This is a genomic window from Pleomorphochaeta sp., from assembly GCF_050031695.1.
Taxonomy (GTDB): Bacteria; Spirochaetota; Spirochaetia; order Sphaerochaetales; family Sphaerochaetaceae; genus Pleomorphochaeta.
In genome coordinates this window covers 97,234-109,068 of record NZ_JBNAIC010000061.1, presented here as the reverse complement: position 1 = coordinate 109,068, position 11,835 = coordinate 97,234, and the positions used below count along the sequence as shown (strand labels likewise).

The window sequence follows — 11,835 nt, the reverse complement described above, 5'->3', positions numbered from 1 at the left end:
TAAAATTGATTCAATTAATTGGCATATTAGGCAATTAGAATCAAATATTGATTTTAGAGAATGTCCTGGTAAAGATTGCATAAGTTGTCCATTTAAACAAGATTGTAGATTTGCTTTAGATGATGAGATAAATGATTAAATATTTTTAGAACGTTAGTTTTTAGAAGATGGAAGGTATTAATTTTTACTTTTATGTGTTAACTCTACAGATGTAATTTTATTTGAATTTATAAAAGTTCTTGTAAATCAATTTGTGTTAATAGTATAAAAAAAATTGAATTATATATTTTAAAATATTCTAAAATTTGTGATTATGTATAAAAAGATGAGATTTATGTATTATTATAATAAATTTATTAAATTATATTTAGAAAAAATCGATACAGTAATTACAGAAATAACACTCATTATTTTTATCAAAATATCTAATGATGGTCCAACTGTATCTTTTAGTGGATCTCCAACAGTGTCCCCAATAATTGAAGCTTCATGAGCTTTGCTTGATTTTCCTCCATGGTGTCCTTTTTCAATATATTTTTTAGCATTATCCCAAGATCCACCTGAGTTTGCAGTAAAGATTGCTAGCATTATTGCTGAAAGAGTTGTCCCAATTAATAAGCCTCCTACAAATTTAGGCCCAAATATAAATCCTGAGAAAAGTGGAGCTAAGACTGATATAAGTGCTGGCTTTTTCATTTCATGAAGAGCTCCTTTTGTGGAAATTGAAATACATTTTTTATAATTTGGAGTATCTTTTCCTTCTAAAATTAAAGGGTTATTATTAAATTGCCTTCTTACTTCATCAACCATTTTTTTAGCAGTTTTTCCAACAGATTCAATTAAAATTCCTGAGAATAGATATGGTAGAGAAGCACCTACAATAGCTCCTGATAATACAAAAGTATCAATCATATTTATTATAAGATTTTCTGTTGTGCTCGACTCTCCCATTTGTGCATACAAATATGAAGCAAATAATGAAAGTGCAGCTAAAGAAGCAGATCCGATAGCAAAACCTTTTCCTATTGCTGCTGTTGTATTTCCAACTGCATCTAATTCATCAGTAATGTCTCTAACTTCTTTATCTAGTTCACACATTTGTGAAATACCACCAGCATTGTCGGCAATAGGACCATATGTATCAACACTAACAGTAACTGCAACAAAACTTAACATTCCGATTGCTGCCATTCCTACTCCATAAAGATTGGCAAATTTATACGCTAATATTATACAAAAGCTTATAATTAATATAGGGAAAAAAGTGCTTTTCATTCCATTCGCTAGCCCTTCAGTTATTACAATTGCACTACCTTCATTTGCAGAATTTGAAACTTTTAATGTAGGTTTAAAATTATAACTTGTAAAATATTCAGCAAATAGTCCTATTGTAATTCCACTGATTATTCCGAGAATAGCAGCAGCCCAAGTAGATAAAGCTCCATACTGAAAATTTATAAAGCTTGAGTTAAAATATAGCTTTGATATTAAAAATGTTGATATAATTGTTAAGGTAGCACTAAAATATGTTACAAAATTTAATTCTTTATGAGGATTTTTATAATTCTTTTTTCTAGAAAATATAAAAATAGAAAGGGTAGATGATAATAATCCTAAAGAGCAAAAAATTAAAGGATATAAAATTAAATGAATTAAGTTGTTATAAGATATTTCTAAACTAGTGTTATTATTTGAATATGCAGTATATATGGCAAGTACTATAGCACTAATTATTGATCCTACATAACTTTCTAGTAAGTCTGAACCAAGTCCTGCTACATCACCAACGTTATCACCAACATTATCTGCAATAGTAGCAGGATTTCTAGCATCATCTTCAGGAATTTTATATTCAGCTTTACCAACTAAATCGGCTCCCATATCTGCAGCTTTAGTATATATACCCCCACCGACACGATTAAACATTGCGATGATAGAACAGCCTAAAGCATAAGAGCTTACACTCATTGTAAAAGGAATATCACTGATTCCAATAAAGTTTGTATGAAATGTAAGATTATCAACAGCAAGTTGATTATATATTTTGCCAAATACAATATAAACAATAAATAATCCTAATAAAGCAAAGGCTGCTACGCTTAAACCCATAACAGAACCACCTTCAAAAGCAATTTTTAAAGTTTGTCCCTTATTTTTTGAAGTTCTTGCTTTATTAGCAACTCGTACATTAGTTATCGTAGCTGTTTTCATACCTACCCAAGCTGCAGTTGAACTTAAAAAAGCTCCTAATAAAAAACAAAATGCTGCACTAATTGAAACAATAAAACTTAAAATTATAAAAATAATCGATACAACTATAATAATGACTTTAAATTCTTGATATAAAAAAGTTTTTGCACCTTCATGAATATAAGAAGAAATTTCAATCATTTTTCTAGTACCAATTGATTGATGTTTTACAGAATAATAATTAAAAATAGCTAAAATAATTGCTAAAATAATTGAAATAGATAATATAAAAATCATAGATTTGCCTTCTTTCTATATTAATATTTTAATTGATTAATATAAAAAGTCAAATCGATGGAAATTTATTATAAGTATATTACTCTCTTTTGTTTTATTTTTTGATAAAGTCGATAAATTCTTTATCTGTCAAAGGTTTACTAAAATAGAATCCTTGAAAATAATCTACTTCTAAATTAGATAAGTATTTTACTTGAGATTTAGTTTCTACACCTTCTACTATGATTTCAAGGTTTAAATTCTTTATCATGCTAACTAATGAAGATAAAAGTACTTTATATTTTTCATTTTGTAATGCTAGGTTTAATAAGGTTTTATCGAATTTAGCTTTAGAAAAAGGTAATCGTAAAACTGAATCAAGATTCGCATAACCTGTTCCAAAATCATCCATTGAAAAAGTGATACCTTCTTTTGCTAGTTCAATCATTGTATTTTCTAGTTGAGGAGCTAAACTTGCTGTAGATTCTGTTATTTCAAAAGTAATAAGTTTTTTGTCTATATTATATTGATTTAATATACTTAAGATTTTTTTTTGTATTGTTGAATCTAAACAATCCATAACTGATAAGTTAATTGATATGTTTTTTAAGCATTTAGGTATTTCATTGGTGGATAGAAAAATACAAACTTTTTTTATCATTGCTAAAGTTAATAAACTAATAATTCCTTTATTTTCTGCATACCTAATAAATATTTCTGGGTTAATGTACCCAAACTCTTTTGTATATATTCTAGATAGAATTTCAGCTGAAGTACATTCTTTTCTTTTAGCATCATATATAGGTTGAAATCTAATTTCTATATTTTCATTTAATATTGCATCTGAAATAGCATTGTTTCTAGCTTTATTATATCTATATTCTTCAATATTTTGAGAGTTAAGTTTTTGAGGTGCACTTTGTTGTTTGGATTTATTACTAATGAAATTAATTAATTCAATGATATCTGAAATATCTAGATTTTCATATAATTTTTCTGAATAAGCCAAGTGTATTTTGATAGTTAATGTTAATTCTATATTTTCAACAAGAAGAGGAAAGTGCTCTTTAATAATTTCTAAATTGTGTAATTTATCTTTTTCATTAGTAAAAATTAAAACAAACTTATCACCTTCTAATCTAAAAACTAAACAATTATTAGTTATAAGTGATAATTCTGTTGCTATATATTTGATTACTTCATTACCATAATCTTCTGAAACTAAACTATTTATTTTTGATGTTTCAACAATATCTACTACTATGAAACTAAATGATTGTTTTTTTGCATTGATTGTATATATATATTCGTTTAATGCAACTCTATTATATAAATTAGTTAATGTATCAATATAGGCTGTTGGTTTTAATAGTGTAAAGTACATTAGATAGATTGATACACAAACAGATGCACTAATTATTGATATGTGAGGATATAATATTTGGAGTATTATTGAAGTAATATTTAAAGTAATAAAACTTGGTATAATTAAAAATTGACTAATTGATAAATGCTTTCTTTTTATTATGGTATATCCTACACCCCAAAGTAAGATGCTACTTTCAATAATAATTGAAACATTAAACAATGTTCCTCTCATATAAGTAAGATCTTCTGTAAAATAAAAAACATAATGTGTTATAGGACTTGATAGTAAAATAGAATAATTAATAATAAGTAAAATTAGTGGAAATACTTTTACAAAGTAGCTTGTTTTGAATTCTTGCTTTGTTAATACCATTACATATTTAAATAATAAATATGGAATCATCCATTGGGTAATAAATAAAGCAAAATTTATTATATAATTTAATTGAATATTTACTTTATTATTTATGCAAATAAAAGATAATACATCTAGAAAGACTGAAATTGTACCTTCAATTAATATAGCTGAAAATAACTTATTTGCTCTATTAGGAAATATTGGTGATACATTATAGTATACAGTTAAAATTAATATAAAAACGAATGCTGTAGCATTAAAAGCATAATTAAATATCATTTACAGCCTCCATTAATAAATTAAATTTAATATCATTTTAATCTATTTATGTTTATAAGTATATTATTAATTATATTTTTTTCATAAATGTTTTTGTAGAAATATATATATTTTTGAATAAATTATATTTTTCATCGTAATAATCATTTTCAAAATTATTAGGTATGTAAGTTGTTGCATTGATTTTCATATCATTAAATGCTTCATTAATATTGTTTGATTTATAAATATTTTTATAAGCCATAGTAGCTAATCCTAATAATTCTACAGACTTTGTTTTATATACAATAATTTTCTTTCCAAGAATATCACTTTTTAGTTGATAGTAAAAATTATTTTTTTCTTTATTTGTTGTTGTATGTATTTCTTCGATTGAACACCCTAAATTCTTAAATTCTTCAATAACTGATTTAAAAGAAAAAATAGTACCTTCAATAACAGCTCTTGCAATATCTTCTCTTTTTGAATTATTAGTAAGGTTAAAAAATGAAGCTGTTGCATTTGTATCCCAGATAGGTGCTCTTTCACCATTTAAATAAGGTAAAAATATAATATTATTTTTGGTAGATTTTTCTGCAAGGCTATAAATTGTATCAAAATCTAAATCTTCAATACCTAATATATTTCTAATCCAATTAATAGCTATTCCTGCATTTGTAATTACACCAGATAAATTATAATATCCTTGTAATGGATGTTCATAGCATAAAAATCTATTGTCATCGATATAATTTTTTACACAAAGATTAACGCCTTCACTTGTACCATTTATATCTGCTATTATATTTTCTTTAGTAATATTAGATCCTATTAATGAGTAATAAAAATCAGATCCCCCTGCTATGACTTGGATATTTTCATTTAAATCAAGAAATTTAGAAATAGATGAATCTATATTACCGATAATATTTCCACAATCGATAAAAGGTGGGAATTTTGTTTCATCTAAATCAAAATGTTTTAAACTATTATCATTCCAATAATATTTTTTTAATAAATTTGCATTATTTACTGTATAAGCTTTCTTTGTTAAAAAGTAATTTATAAAACCATCAATAGTAAAAAAATATTTTGAACCATCATAAGTGGCAAAATCTTCCTCTTTTATTGATAAAATAGAAGGAAGAAAGAAACTACCATCTATATATGTATTATAATATTTAGAAACAATTTTTGAATATTTTTTCCCACGTTTATCCATCCATAATCGTGTGTTTGATTGATTTGATATTATTTTATTATTTGTAATTTTGATATCTGAATATAATGATAATACACTAGGACCGTTACTTGAAATGATAATGGCTTCTATTAGTTTTCGGTCAATTTTTTTTAAATAATTAATTAAAAAATTAAGATATATGGAACTATTAACTTCTTGTATTTCATTTTTTGAAATAAGCGGAACTTGTTCACTATAGTAATTAAAGAAGTCTCCTTCTTTATTTATCAGTGCTGCTTTTAAGTTTGTGGTTCCATAATCTATTGTTAATATCATTACTTTTCCTCAATACGTTGTTTTTGTTTATTATAATAACTTATTGTAATCATAACAATTAATGTAAATACACTTGGAATCATTAATGCTATATCAGATGGAATATTATTAATACCTTGAACATAATTTGATAAAGCTTCACTTAATGCAAAAATTAGTGTAGCAGGAATTAAATACTTAATATTTGAATTACATAAAAATATAATAACTAATGCAAACCAACCTTTATTTGCACTCATTTGTGAAATAAAGACGCCCTGTCTTAATGATAAAGAGCTACCAGCAAGCGCTGCAAAAAAGCTAGAAGCTAATAATGCAATTGTATCAATTTTATTCTTTGATATACCATATGCATCTAAAACACTTGGATTATATCCACAAGCTTTTAATTTTATACCAAAAGGCATTTTTTCAATAATAAGATAAACCACAATATATAGAAGAAATGATATAGGTAAAAATGGATTTATTTTTCCAACAATTGGGAAATTGATAAATTGTAAAGTTTCTATATTTAATCGTAATAATCCTTTTGAATTAAAAAAAGAATATGTAATAATTAAAGTAAGTGCTGTTGCTAACATATTACTTGCTAAAGCTGTGATAAAAGGATTTGTCTTTAAATAAGAATTAGTTAGACTTATTATTGTAGCTAAGGATATAGAAGCAATTATACCGAATAATACTCCTAAAAATAATGAATTAGTAAGGTTTGCTCCAATTACTGCAAATAGTGCACTAATCAATATCAATCCTTCTAATGCTATGTTAATAGTTCCTGAAACAGATGTAATTAAACCACCAATAGAAATTAAAAATAATGGTGTAAAGAGATTTAATGTCGTATTAATTATTGTTATCATTTTTTTTCTCTCCTAATAATAATTTACTTGAAATAAGTAAAAATATTATCGCTTGAAATAATAATGCGACATCACTACTTATATCACTATTTTGCATCGCAATTATTGAACCCTGGTTAATTAGGGTAATAAAGAAAGCTATTGGTATAATTAGTAATGGTTTACTAAATGAAATCAGACAAATTGTAAGTGCACTGAAACCTAATCCTGATGAAAAACCTTTAAATACACTTTCATAATTACTAAATATATAAAGAGCTCCTGAAAAAGATAGTAAAGCACCACTAATACTAAAGCTTAGTAAATAGTTTTTGGAAAGAGAAATTCCTCCATATCTAGCAAATTCTTTGTTATATCCTATTATTTTAGTCTCATATCCAAATTTCGTGTAATTAAATATTAAATAAAAGATTAAGGCTATTATGATGGCATATATTATAGATGTAGATAATATAGATGGAGGTAATATTTTATTTAACATGTATGTTACTTTTCTTGTTGATTGTAAATTAGAATTTGGATCTTGAAATGGGCCAGTAATTAAATAAGAAGTAAAATATGTGAGTGCAATAGATATTAAATATGATGAAATTAGTTCTGATGTATCAAATTTAACTTTTAAATAAGCACTTATAAATGCAATCAAAGCACCGATTATGCTCGCTGCGATTAATCCTACAAATATGCTTAACTTGCCAATAGATACAAAATTAATTGCAATTATATTAGCAACCAAAGCACCCATATACATTTGCCCATCTCCACCTAAATTAATTAAATTAGTTCTATATGCTACAGCTATACCGACTGAACCAATTATTAAGGGTGCACAGTGTGAAATTGTGTTTCCAAAAAAATATGAAGAACTTAATGGCCCTAAAAATATTTGATAAAGGGAATATAATGGATCTTTACTCATCATAAATATAATAAGAATTAATGATATACTACTAATTAATAGTATTGATATAATGCCTTTAGCTCTTCTCATTTTTTATCTTTTCCTAACATGTAATGTCCTATTTGTTTTTTATTTATTGAGGTGTCGTTTAAAAAAGTTTTTCGAATACTTCCTTCAAAAATAACATTTATTGTATCTGATAATTTTATTATTTCATCTAAATCTGATGATAATAATATTATAGCTTTATTTTGTTTTTTTAGTTCTATTATTTTTGAATGTATAAAGGATGTTGAATTAAAATCTAGTCCCCAAGTTGGATTAGAAAATACTATATAATCATTCATATTATCTATTTCTCTAGCAATAATGGCTTTTTGTTTGTTTCCTCCACTAAGTGTCCCCATCTTTTGATGAGCTAAAGCTGTTATATTGTATTTAGATATAAAGTTTTTTGTGATTTTTGATTTTTCTTTTAACTTATCTCTTTTATTGATTATCATGTTTTCACTTAATGATGCTTTACTTGCTGAACCATAATGATTCCTATCAGAGGGGACAAAAGCCAATCCCATTTTTCTTAAATCTGGAGCACTATAATGAGAAATATCACTACCATGATAATATATTTTTCCTGAAGATATTTTCATCATTCCTCCAAGAACTGCTTCAAGAACACCTTTACCGTTTCCACTTACAGCACAAAATCCTAATATCTCTCCCTTGTGTAATGAAAAACTTATATCGTTTAATAAGGGTTTGTTTTGGAAATGTTTTTTTAATACTATATTTTTAAATTCAAGAACTTTTTCACCTTTTGTTTTTTGATGAATAATTAAATCCTCTTTCTTTGTCTCATGACCAATTATATATTTAGTTAGTAAATTTTGGTTTAATGAAGTTGTTAAATATTCTCCTATTAAATTACCTTGTCTAAGAACAATTACTTTATCACTTATTTTTAATATTTCTTTTATTTTATGTGTAATTATAATAATACATTTATTATCACTTTTTAACTGTTTAATTGTTTTAAATAATCGTTTAGCTTCTGTTTCACTTAAAACGGCAGTAGGTTCATCAAAAATTAAAATCTCAGATTTTTTATATAGCATTTTTAATATTTCAACAATTTGTTTTTCACCTGTTGTTAATTCTTTAACTAACGAGTTAGAATTGATATTAAAATCATATTTATCAATTAAATGTTGGACTCTTTTGTTTATTTGTTTCTGGTTTGTGAAGAAGAAATTCTTTTTATCTTCATTACCTAAAGCTATATTTTGAGCAACTGTTAATTCTTCAACCAATTTAAAATGCTGAAAAACCATACCTAATTTATGGTTTATCGCATCTTGAGAATTATTTATGTTTATTGTTTTATTATCTAAAATTATTGATCCTTTATCAGGTTTTGTTATCCCGAAAAGAATTTTTACAAGTGTTGATTTTCCTGCTCCATTTTCTCCAGCAATTGCTGTTATTTCTCCACTTTTGAATGATGTAGAAATATTATTTAGTGCATGAATACCAACACTTGGATAAAATTTAGATATATTCTTTACTTCTAAATTGTTGCTCATTTTGAAATTGATATTTCACCTTTTCTAACTTTGTCTAACCAAGTAATAAATTCATCTCTTATATTAGATGGTAAATTTTCAATAAATAAAGGATCTTCACTGTAAAAATCAATAAATCCACTTTCTATTGATAAAATTTCAGCACTTCCCCAATTTATATTATCATTATATGCATCTTCTAGAATTTTGAAAGCTAAATCATCTTGTTTCATAGCACCACATCCTAAAACAACTTTAGGAGATTGTGAATATATATTATCGTTATGGAATACAATATAAGCTCCATTTTCTTTAGCACTATTTATAACACCTGTTGAAGCGCTACCACTAATAGTAGCAATTACATCACTATCATTATTTATTATAGCATTAGTTAATTCATTAGCTTTATCTGCATCATACCAGTTTCCAATTACTCTAGTATCTAATTCAAAAGCTTCATCAATACTATGTGCACCATCAAGATATCCAGGTAATATTTGTTCTGTTATTAATGGGTATACTTGAGATAATACAAATCCTAATTTATTTGTATTTCTAATACCATCCATATCGCTTCTAGCTATCATTGCAGCTAATCTGCCTAATATAAAGGATTGTTCATATTGATTAAATTCATATGTAGCTATATTTGAATTACCTTCAAAATAAGCATCAGTGATTAAGAATTTTTGATTAGGAAATTTTTGTGATATGTTATTACATATTTCAGGAAGAGAAGGGTTTGTTGTTAAAACAATATCATATTGGTTTGTTGCAACTAAACTTGTTAATTGTGATTCCCATTCAGCTTGATTATAACCTGCTTCGTATGTTTTTATTTTTACATTATCGTGTTTTTTTGCAAATTCTAATGCTCCATTATTTAGCTTTTGGTAAGGTGCACTTCCCGCTAAATTTCCACTGATAAATACCAAAATTGATAGGTTGTCATTCACCTCTTGAGTTTCTTTTGAACCACCAGCATAAATAGGTGATAATATTAATAATAAAAGTAATAGTGTTGTAAGTTTTTTCATTACATCCTCCATAAATGAAAATATTTATTGTAAAAAAAACTTACAAGTACAAGTTTTAAAAAATGAGATTTTTTTTCATATTTTATCTTACGTAATATAATTTACGTTAGCTTTTCTATATTGTATATTCTAAAAGTTCACAATTTTCCATCTGAAAAGTATTAAACTCATCGATTGTTTGTGATTTAAAATATGAGTTAATTAACTTAGAAGTTGTTTTATGGCTAACTATTAAAATAGTTTCATTTATATTAGATTTATTTATTAATTCATCTAAAAATGAATAAACTCTTGCAGCTGCAAGTAACATTGATTCTCCATTTGGGAAATGAATAAAAGGATCACTTCTTTTTTTTCTAAAATCAACATCATCAACAGCACAAGCTTCTTTGTCTCCAAAATTAAATTCTTTTAAACGATAGTCTACTTTTGCTTTTTTATTCAAATATTGTTCTATTGGTTGAGCTGTTTGTTTAGCTCTTTTTAATGGTGAAACATAAATTGTATCAAAAGTAAGTTCGTTTTTAATAATATTATCTCTTAAGTAGAGAGCTTGTTCTTTACCCTTTTCGTTTAAATCAATATCACTTAAACCACATACTTTGTTTTCTTTATTAAAGTCTGTTTGACCATGTCTTGTTATATAAATTTTCATATCGTGAGTATAAGAAAAAATGAACTTTTAGTCGATATAAAATAACCTTCTGTCTTAGAAAATGAAAGACAAAAGGTTATTGTTTTAAACTAAAGATTATTACTCCATAGTAAATATTATATTTACAGTAGTGGAAATAGTTAATTCACCACTAGGGGTTTCTGTTGAATATGATGAAGCTTCTGCCATCATCATTTTAGAATTTACTCTATCATATGAAACATAAGAAGAAGCTGAGCCTTCACTAATACTAATTGGAGTTAACAGTGTCATATTAGCAGCATTAGCAAGGGTTGTAGCTTTCTCTATTGCATTTTTAACAGCTAACTCTCTAGCTTTTGTATATGCTTCAGATTTATCATCTTTATCAAATTTAATAGAATATAGATTTATATTTTCAATCTGTCCGATTTCATCGATAATTTTACCAAGTTTATCTATATCTCTTAATTTGATTTTTAAGCTTTGGCTAGCATTTTGACCAATTAATAATTTTTTTCCATCTTCCCAATTATATTGAGGATAAAGATTGAGTGAATTTGTTGAAATATCTGTATCGTTAATACCATATCTATATAAAATTTCTAATACCTTGCTAATTTTTTTATTAGTTGTATTTAAAGCTTCACTTGTTGTTTTTTTAGTTTCATTAGCTTCAACATTAAAAGTTACAATATCTGGAGTAAGATTTACTTGCCCAATTGCAGAAATAGATATTATTTTTTGTTCCTTATTTATATCTTTAGAACTTAAACAAGATGTAAATAGTAAGGAAATAGCAAATAAACTGAAAATTATTAATTTGTTTTTTTTCATCGATAACGAACTCCTTAAAAATGTTCTTC

The 11,835-nt window shown here is 25.7% G+C and carries 9 protein-coding genes; all 9 read right to left on the bottom strand.

The features are described 5' to 3' along the window. Window positions 1–342: 342 nt before the first annotated feature. The gene (locus ACPKM0_RS10935; RefSeq protein ID WP_472475908.1) at window positions 343–2,487 is read right to left on the bottom strand and encodes a sodium-translocating pyrophosphatase; all 2,145 of its coding nucleotides are present in this window, start codon (window positions 2,485–2,487) and stop codon (window positions 343–345) included. 94 nt (window positions 2,488–2,581) lie between these two features. Further along, on the bottom strand, window positions 2,582–4,471 hold the full coding sequence (locus ACPKM0_RS10930) for an EAL domain-containing protein (protein WP_472475903.1): 1,890 nt from the start codon (window positions 4,469–4,471) through the stop codon (window positions 2,582–2,584). 70 nt (window positions 4,472–4,541) lie between these two features. Next, entirely contained in the window at window positions 4,542–5,969 is a 1,428-nt protein-coding gene (locus ACPKM0_RS10925) for an FGGY-family carbohydrate kinase (RefSeq protein ID WP_472475901.1), read from the bottom strand. Beyond that, window positions 5,969–6,832, bottom strand: coding sequence for an ABC transporter permease (locus tag ACPKM0_RS10920; RefSeq protein ID WP_472475899.1), 864 nt, complete (start codon window positions 6,830–6,832; stop codon window positions 5,969–5,971). The genes ACPKM0_RS10925 and ACPKM0_RS10920 overlap by 1 nt, the downstream gene beginning before the upstream one ends. Next, window positions 6,816–7,823: an ABC transporter permease gene (locus ACPKM0_RS10915; RefSeq protein ID WP_472475898.1), complete on the bottom strand. Its 1,008-nt coding sequence runs from the start codon at window positions 7,821–7,823 to the stop codon at window positions 6,816–6,818. Before ACPKM0_RS10915 ends, ACPKM0_RS10920 begins: the two co-directional genes overlap by 17 nt. Further along, window positions 7,820–9,316 (bottom strand): ABC transporter ATP-binding protein, encoded by a 1,497-nt coding sequence (locus tag ACPKM0_RS10910; RefSeq protein WP_472475896.1) that lies wholly within the window; start codon window positions 9,314–9,316, stop codon window positions 7,820–7,822. The genes ACPKM0_RS10915 and ACPKM0_RS10910 overlap by 4 nt, the downstream gene beginning before the upstream one ends. Next, window positions 9,313–10,335 carry a BMP family ABC transporter substrate-binding protein gene (locus ACPKM0_RS10905; protein WP_472475894.1) on the bottom strand — a complete coding sequence of 341 codons (1,023 nt, stop codon included), beginning with the start codon at window positions 10,333–10,335 and terminating at the stop codon, window positions 9,313–9,315. The genes ACPKM0_RS10910 and ACPKM0_RS10905 overlap by 4 nt, the downstream gene beginning before the upstream one ends. Before the next feature lie 115 nt (window positions 10,336–10,450). Next, on the bottom strand, window positions 10,451–10,990 hold the full coding sequence (locus ACPKM0_RS10900; protein ID WP_472475893.1) for a histidine phosphatase family protein: 540 nt from the start codon (window positions 10,988–10,990) through the stop codon (window positions 10,451–10,453). Between the two features lie 99 nt (window positions 10,991–11,089). Beyond that, window positions 11,090–11,806, bottom strand: coding sequence for an SIMPL domain-containing protein (locus ACPKM0_RS10895; RefSeq protein ID WP_472475891.1), 717 nt, complete (start codon window positions 11,804–11,806; stop codon window positions 11,090–11,092). Window positions 11,807–11,835: the final 29 nt, after the last annotated feature.

Excerpts from the sequence above, each read along its gene's own strand:
- ACPKM0_RS10935 (WP_472475908.1), bottom strand. The coding sequence starts at position 2,487 with ATGATTTTTATATTATCTATTTCAATTATTTTAGCAATTATTTTAGCT.
- ACPKM0_RS10930 (WP_472475903.1), bottom strand. The coding sequence starts at position 4,471 with ATGATATTTAATTATGCTTTTAATGCTACAGCATTCGTTTTTATATTA.
- ACPKM0_RS10925 (WP_472475901.1), bottom strand. The coding sequence starts at position 5,969 with ATGATATTAACAATAGATTATGGAACCACAAACTTAAAAGCAGCACTG.
- ACPKM0_RS10920 (WP_472475899.1), bottom strand. The coding sequence starts at position 6,832 with ATGATAACAATAATTAATACGACATTAAATCTCTTTACACCATTATTT.
- ACPKM0_RS10915 (WP_472475898.1), bottom strand. The coding sequence starts at position 7,823 with ATGAGAAGAGCTAAAGGCATTATATCAATACTATTAATTAGTAGTATA.
- ACPKM0_RS10910 (WP_472475896.1), bottom strand. The coding sequence starts at position 9,316 with ATGAGCAACAATTTAGAAGTAAAGAATATATCTAAATTTTATCCAAGT.
- ACPKM0_RS10905 (WP_472475894.1), bottom strand. The coding sequence starts at position 10,335 with ATGAAAAAACTTACAACACTATTACTTTTATTATTAATATTATCACCT.
- ACPKM0_RS10900 (WP_472475893.1), bottom strand. The coding sequence starts at position 10,990 with ATGAAAATTTATATAACAAGACATGGTCAAACAGACTTTAATAAAGAA.
- ACPKM0_RS10895 (WP_472475891.1), bottom strand. The coding sequence starts at position 11,806 with ATGAAAAAAAACAAATTAATAATTTTCAGTTTATTTGCTATTTCCTTA.